The following is a 14,855-nucleotide window of genomic DNA, read 5'->3' on the forward strand; positions in this document are numbered from 1 at the left end:
TCGTGAAACAGGGGTGCAACGTGATCAACAACCTGCGGCGGCGCGGCCTTGGCGTCAGACCAGCGGGGACAACAGGGGAAGCAACGAATGACCATCCGGACCTCACCGACCCTCGCCACGCTCCGGGGCGCATCCGCCGCGGTCGCGCTCGGCCTCGCCGGCCTCGGCACGCTCGCGGCCAGCCCGGCGCTCGCGCAGGAGCCCGCTACCTCGCCGCGCGCCGCCGAGGACGCGCTCGTCATGGTGGCCCGGCAGGACCCGGGCACGCTCGACTACGTCAAGTCGATCCTCACCGCCCTGCGCCTGTGGATCCCGGCCAACGTGGTGGAGCCGCTCGTCTACTTCGAGGCCGACGGCACCGTGTCGCCCGGCGTCGCCGAGAGCTGGGAGATCAGCGAGGACGGCACCGTCTACACCTTCACCATCCGCGACGCGCAATTCTCCGACGGCACGCCCGTCACGGTCGAGGACGTGGTCTACTCGCTCGAGACGATGAGCGAGAGCCCCGTCGTGGCCAACGCCGCCGCCTTCGACAGCGTCACCGACATCACCGCGCTCGACGACCGTCGCGTGCAGGTGACCCTGTCGCAGCCCTCGCAGAACTTCTGGTTCGGCATGGGTGACGTCAGCGGCCTGATCCAGCCCGAGGCCGCCGCCGGCGACATCGCCACCAACCCGATCGGCACCGGGCCCTACCGGCTGGTGGAGTACGTCTCCAACAGCCACCTCACCTTCGAGGCCAACCCGAACTACTGGGGCGAGGCGCCGGCGATCGAGGACGTCACCGTGCGCATCGTCACCGACGGCACCGCGGGGCTCAATGCGCTGGCGGCGGGCGAGGTGGACGCGATCCCGGTCATCACCATCGACCTCTGGGAGCAGCTGGTGAACCGCGACCTCGACGACCAGTACGAGCTGGTTACCTACCCGCAGGTCGGCGAGCCGACCTACGCGGTCATCAACCAGGCGCTCGACCCGGGCCTGCGGCAGGCGATCGCCATGACCCTCGACCGGCAGCAGTTCAACGACGCCTTCGGCGCCGCCTGGGGCGCGGAGAACACCTGCACCTTCGGGCTGCCCAACATGCCCTGGTACGCGCCCGAGAGCGCGGAGACCTGCCCCTATCCGTTCGACTTCGAGGCGGCGATGGCGGCGGTGGCGGAGAACGGCTACGGCGACGTCGAGCTCGAGTACGTCTCGCTCAGCGACGTGCCCGACCTGTCGCTGCCCGCCGACGTGATGGTGCCGATGATGCAGGCGGCGGGCTTCGACGTGACCCGCAACGCCATCGACCTGGCGCGCTACTCGCAGATCATCTTCCAGGGCCGGCCGCCGCAATTCGACGTCACCATCATGTCCGGCCCCGGCGGCGCGACCCAGTGGGCCTGCCCGGACCCGGAGGCGGCGGGCTGGAGCACCTATTGCAGCGCCGAGTACACCGAGAAACTTCAGGCCGCCGACGCCGCCACCAGCCAGGAGGAGTACGAGGCGCGGATGGACGAGGCCTCGGCGATCCTGCGCGAGGACGCGGTGATCGTGCCGCTGATCGCCAAGCTCGGCGTCGGCCTGCTGCACCCCGATCTCGAGGGCTTCACCGAACCGCGCGTCGGCGTCGCCGTCGAGCTGTCCAGGCTCAGCTGGTAACCTCCCGCCCGCCGAGCCGACTGCCGCACTTGCCGCCGCCAAGGCGCGCGGGTGCGGCGCCCTCCCTGACCGTTCCCACCGCGAGACCTCCATGGCGCTCTACATCTTCCGGCGGCTGGCGTTCTTCCTCGGCGCCCTCGTGGCCTCGTCGGTGGCGATCTTCCTGCTGATCCGCGCCGCCGGCGGCAACGTCGCCGCCATCGTGCTCGGCCGCGACGCCAGCCCCGACGCCATCGACGCGCTCGCCACCGAGTACGGCCTCGACCGGCCGCTGGCGGTGCAGTACCTCGACTGGATCGGCGGCATGCTGAGCGGCGACCTCGGCCGCTCGTTCCGCACCAACGAGAGCGTCACCGACCTCGTCACCTCGCGCCTCGAAGTGTCGATCCCGCTGGCGCTGATGGGGCTGACCCTCGGGCTGCTCATCGCGATCCCCGCCGGCATCTTCGCCGCCCGCAACGCCGGCCGGCCCTCCGGCGCGTTCGTGGGCCTCCTGAGCCAGGTCGGCATCGCGGTGCCGGTGTTCTGGGCCGGGATCCTGCTGTCGCTGCTGTTCGGCGTCCACCTCGGCTGGCTGCCCACCGGCGGCTGGACGCCCTGGTCGGTCGATCCGGTGCAGGCGCTGCGCTCGCTGGTGCTGCCGGTGCTGTCGCTCGGCACCATCCTCGGCGCGGTGATGACCCGCTACGTCCGCTCCGCGGTGCTCGACGTGATGAACCAGGACTACGTCCGCACCGCCCGGGCCTCGGGCATGACCGCGAGCCAGGCGCTGCTGCAGGTCGGCCTGCGCAACGCGGCGCTGCCCATCGTGACGGTGATCGGGCTGCAGATGGCCGAGCTGATCGGCGGCACGGTGATCATCGAGATGGTGTTCTCGCTGCCGGGGCTGGCGCGGATGATCCTCGCCAACGTCGCCGCGCGCGAGGTGATCGTGGTGCAGTCGACGGTCATGCTGATCATCGTCTTCGTCATCTTCGTGAACTTCCTGATCGACATGGCCTACGCGCTGCTCGATCCCCGCACCCGGCGGGGCCGCTGATGCGCTGGCTCAACGCCTCGCTCCTCGTCGGCCTCGTGCTGACGCTCGCCGCGATCTCCGTCGCGCTGCTGTCGCTGGTCTGGCTGCCCTACCACCCCAACATCCCCAACATCCCCGAGCGGATGCTGCCCCCCGGCGCGCCGGGCCACCCGCTCGGCACCGACACGCTGGGGCGCGACATCGTCGCCCAGCTCATGGTCGGCGCGCGCACCTCCATGCTCGTGGGCGCGGGCGGCGCGACGATTAGCCTGACCCTCGGCACCCTGCTCGGCCTCTGGGCCGCCGCCACCGGCCGGATGACCGACGAGGCAATCTCGCGCCTCGCCGACATCATGCTGTCGATCCCCGGCATGGTCACCGCGCTGGTGCTCGCGGCGACCCTCGGCTCGGGCATGTGGACGACGATCCTGGCGCTGTCGGCCTTCTTCACCCCCTCCTTCATCCGCGTCTCCCGCTCGGCGGCGCTGGCGGTGCTGCAGGAGGACTTCGTCACCGCCGCCCGGCTCTACGGCCGCGGCCGGCTGTTCGTGCTCGCCCGCCACGTGCTGCCCAACATCGCGGGCGTGCTGATCGTGCAATTCACCCTCTACTTCGCCGCCGGCATCCTCACCGAGGCGGGGCTGTCCTACCTCGGCGTCGGCATGTCGCGCCCCGGCATCTCGTGGGGGCTGATGCTGAACGAGGCGCAGAACACCGTCGGCGTCTCCTCGCCGCTGGCGCTCTGGCCGGGGCTGGCGATCGTCGTGGTGGTGCTCGGCCTCAACCTGCTCGGCGACGGCCTGCGCGACGTGCTCGACCCCAAGCTCGCGCGGCGCGCGGCATGAGCGGCGCGGACAATGCCATCGAGGTGCGCGACCTCTTCGTCGGCAACGGCGACCTGACGGCGGTGCAGGGCGTCTCCTTCACCATCCCCGCCGGCGGGCGCATGGGCCTCGTCGGCGAGAGCGGCTCGGGCAAGAGCATGACGGCGCTCGGCATCATGGGCCTGCTGCCCGCCGGCTGGCACGTCCGCGGCTCGGTCCGCCACGACGGCGTCGACCTCGTCGGCCAGAGCGACCGGCAGATGTCGAAGCGGCGCGGACGCACGATCTCGATGGTCTTCCAGGACCCGCTCTCCGCCCTCGACCCGGTGCGCCGCGTCGGCCGGCAGGTCACCTCGATCCTGCGCCGCCACCTCGACCTGTCCGCGGCCGAGGCCGAACGGCAGGCGCTCGACCTCTTCGCGCAGATCAACCTCCCCGAGCCGGCCCGCATCCTGCGCGCCTATCCCCACGAGCTGTCCGGCGGGCAGCGGCAGCGGATCATGATCGCCATGGCGCTCGCCTGCTACCCGCAGCTCATCATCGCCGACGAGCCGACCACCGCGCTCGACGTGACGGTGCAGAAGCAGGTGCTGCGCATCCTCGACGCCGCCGTCCGCGAGCGCGGCTCGGCGCTGCTGATGATCACCCACAACCTCCCCATCATCGCCGCCATCTGCGACAGCGTCGCAGTGATGTATGCCGGCCGCATCGTCGAGGCGGGGCCGGTCGCGCAGGTCTTCCGCACGCCGCGCCACCGCTATACCCAAGGCCTGCTGCGCTCGCAGCCGACGATGGACAACATCTCGTTCGACGCCGGCGCGCGCCTCCCCGCGATCCCGGGCATGGTGCCGCCGCTCACCGACCTGCCGCCGGGCTGCCCGTTCCACCCGCGCTGCGCGGCGGCGAGCGCGCTCTGCCGCACCCGGATGCCTCCCTTCGAGGGCGCGCCACACGGCGCCGCCTGCTGGCACCCGGCCGACGGGGCAGGGGAGGCGCCATGACGCCGCTGCTCGAGCTCGACGCGGTGACGCAAGCCTACCCGCTCCCGCGCGATCGCCTGTTCGGCCCGCGCCGGTCGCTCACGGTGCTCGACGGCGTCGACTTCGCGGTCGGCGAGGGCGAGGCGGTGGGGCTGGTGGGCGAGTCGGGCGCGGGCAAGACCACGATGACCCGCGCGATGCTCGGCATGGAGACCCCGCGGGGCGGCGCGGTGCGCTTCGACGGGCGCGACCTGCGCGAGATGGGCCCCGACGAGCGCCGCGCCTTCCGCCGCGCGGTGCAGGTCGTCATGCAGAACCCCCGCTCCTCGCTTGACCCGCGCATGAGCGTCGGCCGCTCGCTGCTCGAGCCGCTGCGCGCGCTCGGCGTCGCGGAAGACCACGCGGCGCGGGTGCGCGAGGTGATCGGGCAGGTCGGCCTCACCGAATCCGCCCTCGCGCGCTATCCGCACGAGTTCTCCGGTGGCCAGCTCCAGCGCATCGCCATCGCCCGCGCCCTCGCGCCGCGTCCGCGCGTGCTGATCGCCGACGAGCCGGTCTCGGCGCTCGACGTGTCGATCCAGGCGCAGGTGCTCAACCTGCTGAAGGACCTCGTCGACGAGCTCGGCCTGTCGATGGTGCTCATCGCCCACGACCTCGCCGTCGTCGCCTATTCAACCTCGCGCGTCTCGGTCATCGCCGGCGGGCGCATCGTCGAGCAGGGCGCCCCGCGCGACCTCTTCGTCCACCCTGAGGCCGAGGCCACCCGCAATCTCGTCGACGCCGTCCTGACGATGGAGGACGGGCTTGCCGGGCGCGGCCTCGCCGCCGGGGCGGCCGCCACACCCCCAGTTACCAGTCACCAGGCCCGCAGGGGCCGTTAACGGAGAGACACCATGACCGACCGCGACACGCTTCTCGCCACCGCCCGCGCCGAACTCTACAGCGCCGTCGTCGCCGACACGCTCGACAGCCTCGGCCACCGCGAGCAGGTGGTGGCCCCCGGCCTGACGGCGCTCGACGACAGCCTGACCATGTGCGGCTTCGCCCGCGTCGGGCTCTACATGCCGATCTACCACGACGACGAGACGGTGAACGTCTACGAGCACGAGATCGCGCTGGTCGACGACCTCAAGCCGGGCGACGTGCCGGTGATCTCGTGCAACGGCGACCTGCGCCTGTCGCCCTGGGGCGAGCTTCTGTCGACCCGCGCGCAGGTGCTCGGCTCGACGGGCTGCATCACCGACGGCTGCGTGCGCGACGTCCGCCAGATCCGCGAGATCGGCTACCCCGTCCATTGCGGCGGCCGCAACCCGACCGACACCAAGTACCGCGGCAAGATGATGTGGACCGACGTCCCCTGCGTCATCGGCGGCGTGCGCGTCGAGTCGGGCGACTTCGTCATCGCCGACATGGACGGCATCGCCTTCGTCCCCGCCGCCATCCTCGACGAGGTCCTCTCCGGCGCCCTCGCCAAGGTCCGCGCCGAAACCACCGTCCGCGACGAACTCCGCGCCGGAGCGCGCCTGTCGGAGGTCTTCGCGCGGCATGGGATTTTGTGAGAGGGGGGCGAGGCGCCGAACTCAGGTAACGGCCCATATCGGTCATTGGCGAGACTGTCGCTTTGCTGCAGTGCGGCTTGCCAACGCTGCCGTTGATTGCACTGAAGACGGCTAGGGTTTCCACCAATACGAGCTACGATAGCAGACCTCGGAAGCACCGGCGAATTTCGTGGAGCGCTTCTCCCACATGTCTACTCCCTTGCTCAGCTTCGCTTCGTCCGCAATCCGATTGTACACGCCCGCCGAGATGTATGTGCAATACGGGTACTCACGCAAATCCGAAAGCTTTGCGGCAAAACTTGGGGGGCTGCCAATCCAAATAAGGTCGTTATTGTTACGAATGCCAGCGCGAACCGCGCGGCTCACGCCTACATCAACGCCACACGCTTGCTGGATTTTGACGTCGTTGTCTTTGACTGACTTGAATCGCTTGCGGGCCTCTTTTTGGATAAGGTGCCGGGTAGCCCATTGGATTTTCAGCGCAGATTTGGTCGCATTTGTTCGTTTGGAGTCTCCTGCGAAAACCCCCATTACCCGATCTCCGTCAAAACTTCTAATTGCGCCATTATGCGCTCGTATGATGCGAACAGCGCAATCGAGATATGCCCGAATTATCTTTGCTGTAGTGTCCCAAGGACAGATTTTGGCAATTCGCCCTGATCCCGCCAAATCTGCGTACAAGAACGCTGCTTCGATCTTAACAGCACCATTAGCAAGAGTAACATCTTCCGATGACGGCACGTTTTGACCGTCGCGCAGCGAGAATTTTTTACCGAGAACGTTGTCTACAGCGTTCGTTAGATCATCATGTAGCGACATGAATTCGTTCCTTCTTATCTACCGCTAGTCGCTGCATGATCCCTGATGGCACAGATCACCATGACGACCAAAAATGGGAGCATCTGCAGAACCATATCAAGACTTGAAACCTCTTTGACTTGTGCCCCAAGCACCAGTTGTACGCCTTCGCCGATGTCGACCAAAACGTACCTCCCAAACCAAGAAGTTGCGATCATCGCTATAAACGCTACCCAAAAGCAGCGCCGCCAGAAGAAAGCTGGGTTAAGTATCATGATAAGAATGAATGTCAGTACGGACGAAAACCCTGTTGCGAGTAAAGCCGCCGACTGTGACCACAGCAAGTGGTTGCCGACACCCCAAACGACTGCGGCAGTAACAGCTGCGGCGACACAGGAAATCCACGGCCACGCCCAAGCATCGTGTCTCTTGGCCACATGTCCAGCAGCTATGCGCTCTCGAAACCTTGCATCCTTTTCTAATTCTAAGCGCTGCCTGAAGCCGTTATTAGAATTGTACACCTGCTGAAAGGTGCGCCCGCTGACCAGTAGGGCAGCAACTTCATTTGTATGAGCCACTACTGTTGCTGAACGCGGCACCCCGGGTTTCGTCGCCGCAAGCTCTCCAACTTGATTAGGCGCTTCGCGAATTGATCCTAGAGAACTACCAAAAACTATGTCGACACTGCCCGATAGTAAAAAATAGACGTTATCATCTTGAGCGCCCTGTTCAATAAGGACTTGCCCTCTTCGAAAGTACGATACCTCGCCTTCCGCCACGAACCGGTCAATAACTCCAGCGTCCCCGTTGATTGCTGGATTGTCTGCAAGAATACGTCGAATTTCGTAGGTTGCTTCTTCGCAGGAGAACTTTTCGGGCAGTCGCGCTTTGCTTTCCAAACCTAAAGAGCGCTTGACTCTTGTCCACCAGTACATTTACGGTCCTCTCCTCGAGCTATCTGCATTCCCAAGCTTCTAGTATTGCGCGATGACTCCACATCTAGTGAATAAAGGTACCGACTTTAACAGGATTTTGTGCCCGGGTTGTTTGAGCTAATAGTTCTCACTCACCCCTCCTAAGCGGCGGCTTTGACCGTGTCTGTTGGATGTCAGCTTCAGCCCCTCTTGGATATGCCATTCGCTCCCGCGGCGAAAGCCCGCTTTCCGCCCATAGATACCCCCCTAACCCCCTCACCCCACCGCCTGCGGCGACCAGCCCTTCACCGCCGGCCCTCGGAACGTCGACGGGCTCATGAAGTCGTGGATCGGCAGGGCCGCGGCGCCGAGTTGGGGGAGGGTGTCGCGGGTGGCGCGCAGGATGCGGGGCGGGGCGATGTGGAAATCCTCGCCGAGGGCCGGGTCGGAGGCGATGTGGGCGATGAAGCCCTCGATCAGTGCCGGGTGCAGGGTGCCGCCGATGACGATGGCGTCGGGGGCGTAGGTGCGCGCGATCACCAGGCACAGCCAGCGCAGCTGCTCGGCCGCGTGCGCCCGCCAGTCGCGCACCACGTCGAGCGCCAGGTGGGTCTCGTCGACGTCGCTCAGCCGCTCGAGCGTGACCCCGGCGGCGGCGAGCGTGTCGAGCAGGTGCTGGCCCGAGGGGCGCGGCTGCGACTTCGGGAACAGCCCGCCCCATTCCGCCGCCCCGTTGCGCCGCCCCAGGTGCAGCCGCTGGTCGATCACCGCCGCGCCGCCGATGCCGTAGGACAGCCAGATGTGGCAGAAGGTGCGCTCCTCGCGGGCCGCGCCGTGGTAGAGCTCGGCGAGGCAGGCGGCCTTGGCGTCGTTCATGTGCTGCACCGGCATCCCGAACCAGGGCGTCAGGTCGCGCTCCACGTTCACGTCGGGCCAGGCCTCGAACTGGCGGATGCGCATCACCTGGGTCGGGTCGTCGCTGTACTGCCCCGGGTAGCTGACCCCGCACCCCGCGACCCGGCTCCGCTCCAGCCCCGCCGCCTCGATCAGCCCGCGCACCCGCTCGCCCGCCTCCGACATGATCGCCGAGAACGCGCGGTCGGGCACGGCGACGTCCTCGCGGGCGATGATCTGGCCGGTGAGATCGGCGATGCAGGTCATGATCCGGTCGGGGTCGGCATAGACCCCGGCGGTGTAGAGCCCGCGCGGCTCCATGCGCAGCAGCTTCGCCGGGTAGCCCTTCTGGCCCGCCCGCATCGGGTCGCTCTCCTCGAGCACCAGCCCCTCGGCGAGCAGGTGCCCCGCCAGCCGCGTGACCGTCGAGGGCGTCAGGTCCAGCAGCCGCGCCAGGTCGGCCCGCGAACGGGGCCCGCTCGAGCGCAGGGTGGCGAGGACGCGCCGGGCGTTGAACCCGAGTGAGGACAGCTCCGTCATGGCGCCGACCCTATCCCGCCGCGCCGCGCTGTTCCATCGCCCCCGGGATTCCGGCCGGGACGGAACCTCCATCCCCCGTGTGGCTTGATCGGTCACCACAGGACGCGGGAGCCGGCGGTGTCGCGGCTCGGGAAGGAGACCTTGCCATGAAAGAGGAGAACGGCGCGCTCACCGACGTGGTCGCGGAACTGGAGAGGGCCGCGGGCGACGGCGAGGTGGAGGTCGGCCATCTGATCGACGCCCTCGACGAGCGCGGCTACGGCCCGGCGCTCGCGGTCCTGCCGCTGATCGAGCTGACCCCGCTCGGCGGCATCCCCGGCGTGCCGACCCTGCTGGCGCTGACCCTCGCGATCATCGTCATCCGCCTGCTCATGGGCTACGACCATTTCTGGGCCCCCGACTGGCTGCGCCGCCGCAAGCTGAGCAGCGAGCGGGTCAAGAAGTCGCTCGAGTGGCTCAAGCCGATCTCCCACCGAATCGACGCCAAGCTGCACGAGCGGCTGTCGCGCTTCGCCGGCCCCGCCGCGCGCAAGGCGGCGGCGATCGTCATCCTCGGCCTGCTGCTCATCGTGCCGCCGCTCGAGGTGGTGCCCTTCGCCACGTCGGGCCCGATGATCGTCATCGCCGTCTTCGGCCTCGGCCTGCTCTACCGCGACGGCCTGCTGATGCTGCTCGGCTTCATCGGCTCGGTGGCCGCCGTCGGCGCCGGCATCTGGGGCTTCACCGCGTCGGGCGGCTAGGGCAGGGGCCGTCCTCCTCCTTGCTGGAATCTGTTGACAGCGGTTTTCTTTTGCAATGCAATAAAACCCGGAAGGCGCGCCGCGCGAGACGGAGTGCCGCCGCAATCCAGGGGAGGATCCATGCCACATCAAGTCAGGAAGGCCGCGCTGTCGGTCGCCTTCGCCCTCACGGCCACCACCGCGCTCGCGGACGGGTCGGTGACGGTCTACACCGCCGTGCCGCAGAACTTCATCGACGCGCTCGTGCCGATGTTCGAGGAGCAGACCGGCACCAGCGTCGACATCATCAAGGCCGGCTCGGGCGAGCTGCTCAACCGCCTCACCGCCGAGGCCGACAGCCCGCAGGCCGACGTGCTCTGGAGCGTCGACGGCACCGTCATCGACTTCAACCCCGACCTGTTCGAGGCCTACGAGGCCGCCGGCTCCGACATGCTCGCCGAGGGCATGGACCAGAGCGACATGTGGACGCCGTTCACCGCCGTCGTCATGGCGCTGATCGTCAACGAGGGCGAACTCGACGGCAAGCCGGTGCCCGAGAGCTGGGAGGCGCTTGCCGACCCGATGTACGACGACATGATCTCCTCGGCCCGGGCCGAGGCGTCTGGCTCGGCCTACATCCAGCTCGCCACGGTGCTGCAGGCGTTCGACAGCGAGAAGGCCGGCTGGGACGTCTACGAGGGGATGCTATCCAACTTCGTGCTCTCCGACAGCTCCGGCGCCGTGCCGCGCTTCGTCAACGACGGCGAGCTCGCTGTCGGCGTGACCCTCGAGGACGCCGCGCTGCGCTACGTCGAGGGCGGCGGTCCGGTGCAGATCGTGTACCCCGCCGAGGGCACGGCCATCGCGCCCGACGCCATGGCGCTCGTGAAGGGCGCGCCCAACGCCGACAACGCCAAGGCGTTTATCGACTTCATGCTCTCCGCCGAGGCGCAGCAGGTCGTCGCCGAGCAGGGCCGCCGGCCGGTGCGCTCCGACGTCGAGTCCAACCCCGCGCTGATCCCGCTCGCCGAGGTCAATTCGGTCGGCTACGACGCCCAGTGGGCCGCCGACAACCGCGAGCGGCTCGTCGAGGCCTGGCAGGACATGGTCCTCGACGTCCAGTAGACGGACCGCGCGACACGGGGGCCGGGGGCGACTGCGCCCGGCCCCGACCGATTTCCCACTCCCAGACAAGACAGGTGACCCAGGATGGCCTCGGTCGAAATCAGCGGGCTGCGCAAGCTCTATGCCGATGTCGTGGCGCTCGAGGACATCAACCTCTCGATCCCGACCGGCTCGTTCTACACGCTGCTCGGCCCGTCGGGCTGCGGCAAGACCACCCTGCTGCGCACCATCGCCGGCTTCCACCGGCAGAATGCGGGCTCCATCGCCATCGACGGGGCCGCGATTGAAAACCTGCCCGCCCATCGCCGCGACGTGGGCATGGTGTTCCAGGACTACGCCGTCTTCCCGCACCTGTCGGTCGAGGACAACGTCGCCTTCGGCCTGCGCCAGCGCAAGCTGCCCGCCGCCGAGGTGCGCCAGCGGGTGGGGGAGGTGCTCGAGGTGGTCCAACTCGGCGCCTACGCCAAGCGGATGCCTCACGAGCTCTCCGGCGGCCAGCAGCAGCGCGTGGGCCTCGCCCGCGCCATCGTCATCAAGCCCAAGGTGCTGCTGATGGACGAGCCGCTCTCCAACCTCGACGCGCGCCTGCGGGTCGACCTGCGCTCCGAGCTGCGCCGCATCCAGAAGGAGCTCGGCGTCACCACCATCTACGTCACCCACGACCAGGAAGAGGCGCTGGCGATGTCCGACACCGTCTGCGTGATGTACGGCGGCGTCATCCAGCAGGCCGCGGGGCCGCTCGACATCTACCTGCGCCCCGCCAACCGCTTCGTCGCCACCTTCGTGGGCGCCAACAACTTCCTGCGCGTCGCCCGCGAGGGGGCCGGCCTGTCGCTCGTCTCCGGCGGCGCGCCCGTCACCGACCTCGCCGCCGCCGCGCCGCCCTCGGGCGATCTCGTCGCCGCCGTGCGCCCCGAGACGGTCAGCGTCCACACCGACGGCACGCCGCCTCCCGAGGGCGCCATCGCCATCCCCGCCACCCTGCGCGAGGTCAGCTTCATCGGCCGCGAGATGGAGGTGTTCGTCACCACCGACGCGGGCGAGGAGATCAAGGCCGTTTCGCGCCCCGACCCGGCGATCATCGCCCAGCCCGAGGGCGCGCGCGTCACCGTCGCCACGCCGCGCGACGGGCTGATCTTCTTCGCCGACAGCGTCACCGGGGGGCGGATCTGATGGCCCTCGCCCGCCTGCGCCGGCGGCTCGACTTCTGGGGCGGCGCGACGCTCGTCATCGCCGTCATCCTCGCCGTGCTGCTGATCCTGCCGATCCTGCGCGTGCTGCTGCTGAGCTTCGTCGATGCCGACACCGGCGGCTTCACGCTCGGCAACTACGTCGAGGTCTTCACCCGAAACTACTACGTCAACGGCCTCAAGAACACGCTGTTCGTCGGGCTGATGGGCACCCTCGGGGCGTGCCTGCTCGGCATCCCGCTCGCCTTCTTCACCGCGCGCTTCCACATCCGGGGCCGCGCCTGGATCTCGACGCTGGCGATCCTCGTCCTCGTCGCGCCGCCCTTCATCGGGGCCTATGCCTGGATCATGATGCTCGGCTCCAACGGGTTCATCACCAACTTCCTCGAAAGCCTCGGCATCAGCATCCCCACCATCTACGGCGCGCACGGGATCATCCTCGTCTTCACCCTGAAGTTCTTCCCCTTCGTCTTCCTGATGACCCAGACCGCGCTCAACGCGGTCAACAAGAGCTTCGAGGACGCCGCCGAGAACCTCGGCTGCACGCCCTGGCAGCGGTTCCGCCAGATCACCCTGCCGCTCGTCTTCCCCGCGATCAGCACCGGCGCGATCATCTGCTTCGTGCTCGCCATCGCCGACTTCGGCACCCCCGCGATCCTCGGGCGCGGCTTCCGCACGCTGTCCACCATCGCCTTCGCCGCCTACCGCTCCGAGCTCGGCGGGCTGCCGACGATGGCGGTGACCGTGTCGATCATCATGATGGCGATCTCGATGCTCGCGCTCCTCGCGCAGCGCCGCATCCTGGCGCGCCGCCGCTACGCCAGCAGCCTGACCAACCTGCCGGTCCGCCAGAAGCTCACCGGCTGGCGCAACGTGGCCGTCCACCTGTCCTGCCACGCCACCGTGCTGATCGCGATGCTGCCCACGCTCGTCGTCGTCTACACCTCGTTCCTCAAGACCAACGGCCCCGTCTTCGTCGGCGGCTACGGGCTCGAGAGCTACGCCCGCATCTGGCGCACCGCGCCGGAGGCGATCACCAACAGCTTCGTCTTCTCCATCGCCGCCGTGATCCTGATCACCGTCTTCTCGGCGCTGATCAGCTACATCATCGTGCGCCGCGAGACGGCGGCCTCGGGCGCGTTCGACTTCCTGATGATGGTTCCCTACCTCGTCCCCGGCGTGGTCATGGCGATCGGCTTCGTGACCACCTTCCGCTCGGGCGTGTTCAGCGGCTTCTCCGTCGGCGCGCTGCTGATCCTGCTCTACTTCATACGCCGGCTGCCCTACGGCGTGCGCTCCACCACCTCGAGCCTGCGCCAGATCAAGCCGTCGATGGAGGAGGCGGCCGTCAATCTCGGCGCGCCGCCGCTGATGGCGTTCCTCAAGGTGACGGTGCCGCTCATCGTCCCCGGCCTCGTCGTCGGCTCGCTGATGGGATTCATCACCGCGATCAACGAGCTGTCGGGCACGCTCATCATCTACAGCTCGGGCACCATCACCATGCCGGTCCAGATCTACCTCGCGGTGCTCGACGGCGAATTCGGCCTCGCCGCCGCCCTCTCGACGCTGCTGCTGCTCTGCACGGGGGCCTGCGTCTACGTGGTGTTCCGCTTTGCCGACAACCGCGAGTCGACCTTTGTCTGAGGGCGCCGTCGTGCAGGTCGAGCTGCTCAACCGCTCCAAGTACCGCGACGGCGCGCAGCCGGGTGACGACGTGGCGCTGGTGCTGCCGGGCATGGCCTACGGCGTCTTCGACGGCGCCACCGACCCGCGCGGCTCCGTCGTCGACGGCACCCCCGCCGGGCGGCTCGCCGCGCTCACCGTCTCCGCCGAACTCGCCGCCATCGCGCTCGACCCGGCCCTGCGCGAGGCCGCGCCGCGCGAGCTGATCGACCGGCTGTCGGACGCGCTCGAGCGGCGCACCGCCGCGCTCGATCTGCCCGTGCCGCCCTCGACGACCGTCGCCGTCGCGCTCGATTGCGGGGCGGAGTGGCGTTTCCTGCTGCTCGGCGACACCGGTATCCGCATCAACGGCGGCGAGGTGCTACGCTTCGACAAGGTCATCGACGACGTCTCCACCGCCGCGCGCGTGCGGCTGTTCCACGCCCTGCGCCGCCAGGTCACCACGCCCGACGAGGCCGAGTACGCCACCCGCCGCGCGATCTTCCTCGGGCTCGATCAGTGCGTCGCCGACGGCCGCCTCACGCCCGCCGAGGCCGACGACATCGTCGCCGGCGCGACCGCCGACACCGGCCTCACCGCCGACGCCGACACCGTCGCGGCCTTCCTGAAGGGCGGCATCCAGACCCAGTACCGCTTCGGCAACGCCACGGGCCCGCTCGCCTTCGACACGATGAACGGCACCCGCACGGGCCTCGGCGAGATCATCGACCAGCGCCGGCCCAAGTCCGAGGTGCGCAGCATCGAGATCTTCACCGACGGCTACCCGGCGCTTCCCGCCGAGGCCTCCGCCGCCGCCTGGGAGACGGCCTTCCACGAGGCCGAGGCGGCGGACTTCCACAAGACCGGCGCCTTCGCGACGGTGAAGGGCTCCACCGGCACCGAGTTCTTCGATGACCGCACGATCCTGATCCTGCACACCGCCGCGCGTTGAGGCGCGGGGCATTGCCATCCGCTCCGCCGCTTGCCA

At 68.5% G+C, this 14,855-nt stretch carries 14 protein-coding genes; 11 read left to right on the forward strand and 3 right to left on the reverse strand.

Annotated features, from left to right (window positions below; genetic code table 11):
• Positions 1 to 87: 87 nt before the first annotated feature.
• The 6 genes from OG2516_RS00965 to OG2516_RS00990 all read left to right on the forward strand — a co-directional run bounded on the left by OG2516_RS00965 (position 88) and on the right by OG2516_RS00990 (position 6,025).
• A complete protein-coding gene (locus OG2516_RS00965; RefSeq protein WP_007253713.1) occupies positions 88 to 1,644 on the forward strand; it encodes an ABC transporter substrate-binding protein in 1,557 nt (518 codons plus the stop codon).
• Between the two features lie 91 nt (positions 1,645 to 1,735).
• Positions 1,736 to 2,683 carry an ABC transporter permease gene (locus tag OG2516_RS00970; protein WP_007253714.1) on the forward strand — a complete coding sequence of 316 codons (948 nt, stop codon included), beginning with the start codon at positions 1,736 to 1,738 and terminating at the stop codon, positions 2,681 to 2,683.
• Entirely contained in the window at positions 2,683 to 3,507 is an 825-nt protein-coding gene (locus tag OG2516_RS00975; protein ID WP_007253715.1) for an ABC transporter permease, read from the forward strand. The genes OG2516_RS00970 and OG2516_RS00975 overlap by 1 nt, the downstream gene beginning before the upstream one ends.
• Positions 3,504 to 4,487, forward strand: a complete 984-nt coding sequence (locus OG2516_RS00980; RefSeq protein ID WP_007253716.1) for an ABC transporter ATP-binding protein — start codon at positions 3,504 to 3,506, stop codon at positions 4,485 to 4,487. The genes OG2516_RS00975 and OG2516_RS00980 overlap by 4 nt, the downstream gene beginning before the upstream one ends.
• Positions 4,484 to 5,347 (forward strand): ABC transporter ATP-binding protein, encoded by an 864-nt coding sequence (locus OG2516_RS00985; RefSeq protein WP_007253717.1) that lies wholly within the window; start codon positions 4,484 to 4,486, stop codon positions 5,345 to 5,347. The genes OG2516_RS00980 and OG2516_RS00985 overlap by 4 nt, the downstream gene beginning before the upstream one ends.
• Before the next feature lie 12 nt (positions 5,348 to 5,359).
• The gene (locus OG2516_RS00990; RefSeq protein WP_007253718.1) at positions 5,360 to 6,025 is read left to right on the forward strand and encodes an RraA family protein; all 666 of its coding nucleotides are present in this window, start codon (positions 5,360 to 5,362) and stop codon (positions 6,023 to 6,025) included.
• 111 nt (positions 6,026 to 6,136) lie between these two features.
• Here the strand turns inward: OG2516_RS00990 and OG2516_RS19260 are convergent, their stop codons facing one another.
• From OG2516_RS19260 to OG2516_RS00995, 3 genes are all read right to left on the reverse strand, one after another.
• Positions 6,137 to 6,844, reverse strand: coding sequence for an adenylate/guanylate cyclase domain-containing protein (locus OG2516_RS19260; protein WP_007253719.1), 708 nt, complete (start codon positions 6,842 to 6,844; stop codon positions 6,137 to 6,139).
• Between the two features lie 14 nt (positions 6,845 to 6,858).
• Entirely contained in the window at positions 6,859 to 7,758 is a 900-nt protein-coding gene (locus OG2516_RS19265; protein ID WP_083788399.1) for a cyclic nucleotide-binding domain-containing protein, read from the reverse strand.
• 255 nt (positions 7,759 to 8,013) lie between these two features.
• On the reverse strand, positions 8,014 to 9,171 hold the full coding sequence (locus tag OG2516_RS00995; protein WP_007253720.1) for an ROK family transcriptional regulator: 1,158 nt from the start codon (positions 9,169 to 9,171) through the stop codon (positions 8,014 to 8,016).
• A 146-nt stretch (positions 9,172 to 9,317) separates the two neighbouring features.
• Here OG2516_RS00995 and OG2516_RS01000 point away from each other — a divergent pair, with 146 nt between their 5' ends.
• The 5 genes from OG2516_RS01000 (at position 9,318) to OG2516_RS01020 (ending at position 14,819) form a co-directional block, all read left to right on the forward strand.
• Positions 9,318 to 9,911, forward strand: coding sequence for an exopolysaccharide biosynthesis protein (locus OG2516_RS01000; RefSeq protein WP_007253721.1), 594 nt, complete (start codon positions 9,318 to 9,320; stop codon positions 9,909 to 9,911).
• A gap of 120 nt (positions 9,912 to 10,031) precedes the next feature.
• Positions 10,032 to 11,015 (forward strand): extracellular solute-binding protein, encoded by a 984-nt coding sequence (locus OG2516_RS01005; protein WP_007253722.1) that lies wholly within the window; start codon positions 10,032 to 10,034, stop codon positions 11,013 to 11,015.
• 84 nt (positions 11,016 to 11,099) lie between these two features.
• Entirely contained in the window at positions 11,100 to 12,188 is a 1,089-nt protein-coding gene (locus OG2516_RS01010; protein WP_007253723.1) for an ABC transporter ATP-binding protein, read from the forward strand.
• Entirely contained in the window at positions 12,188 to 13,849 is a 1,662-nt protein-coding gene (locus OG2516_RS01015; RefSeq protein WP_007253724.1) for an ABC transporter permease, read from the forward strand. Before OG2516_RS01010 ends, OG2516_RS01015 begins: the two co-directional genes overlap by 1 nt.
• The gene (locus OG2516_RS01020; RefSeq protein ID WP_245544262.1) at positions 13,842 to 14,819 is read left to right on the forward strand and encodes a hypothetical protein; all 978 of its coding nucleotides are present in this window, start codon (positions 13,842 to 13,844) and stop codon (positions 14,817 to 14,819) included. Before OG2516_RS01015 ends, OG2516_RS01020 begins: the two co-directional genes overlap by 8 nt.
• Positions 14,820 to 14,855 lie beyond the last annotated feature (36 nt).

Origin of the sequence: Oceanicola granulosus HTCC2516, from assembly GCF_000153305.1 — a bacterium.
GTDB classification, from domain to species: domain Bacteria; phylum Pseudomonadota; class Alphaproteobacteria; order Rhodobacterales; family Rhodobacteraceae; genus Oceanicola; species Oceanicola granulosus.

Bases quoted from the DNA above. Each gene is read 5' to 3' on its own strand.
- OG2516_RS00975 (WP_007253715.1), top strand. From the start codon at position 2,683: ATGCGCTGGCTCAACGCCTCGCTCCTCGTCGGCCTCGTGCTGACGCTC.
- OG2516_RS00985 (WP_007253717.1), top strand. From the start codon at position 4,484: ATGACGCCGCTGCTCGAGCTCGACGCGGTGACGCAAGCCTACCCGCTC.
- OG2516_RS00980 (WP_007253716.1), top strand. From the start codon at position 3,504: ATGAGCGGCGCGGACAATGCCATCGAGGTGCGCGACCTCTTCGTCGGC.
- OG2516_RS01000 (WP_007253721.1), top strand. From the start codon at position 9,318: ATGAAAGAGGAGAACGGCGCGCTCACCGACGTGGTCGCGGAACTGGAG.
- OG2516_RS01010 (WP_007253723.1), top strand. From the start codon at position 11,100: ATGGCCTCGGTCGAAATCAGCGGGCTGCGCAAGCTCTATGCCGATGTC.
- OG2516_RS01005 (WP_007253722.1), top strand. From the start codon at position 10,032: ATGCCACATCAAGTCAGGAAGGCCGCGCTGTCGGTCGCCTTCGCCCTC.
- OG2516_RS00990 (WP_007253718.1), top strand. From the start codon at position 5,360: ATGACCGACCGCGACACGCTTCTCGCCACCGCCCGCGCCGAACTCTAC.
- OG2516_RS01015 (WP_007253724.1), top strand. From the start codon at position 12,188: ATGGCCCTCGCCCGCCTGCGCCGGCGGCTCGACTTCTGGGGCGGCGCG.
- OG2516_RS19260 (WP_007253719.1), bottom strand. From the start codon at position 6,844: ATGTCGCTACATGATGATCTAACGAACGCTGTAGACAACGTTCTCGGT.
- OG2516_RS00965 (WP_007253713.1), top strand. From the start codon at position 88: ATGACCATCCGGACCTCACCGACCCTCGCCACGCTCCGGGGCGCATCC.
- OG2516_RS19265 (WP_083788399.1), bottom strand. From the start codon at position 7,758: ATGTACTGGTGGACAAGAGTCAAGCGCTCTTTAGGTTTGGAAAGCAAA.
- OG2516_RS00995 (WP_007253720.1), bottom strand. From the start codon at position 9,171: ATGACGGAGCTGTCCTCACTCGGGTTCAACGCCCGGCGCGTCCTCGCC.
- OG2516_RS00970 (WP_007253714.1), top strand. From the start codon at position 1,736: ATGGCGCTCTACATCTTCCGGCGGCTGGCGTTCTTCCTCGGCGCCCTC.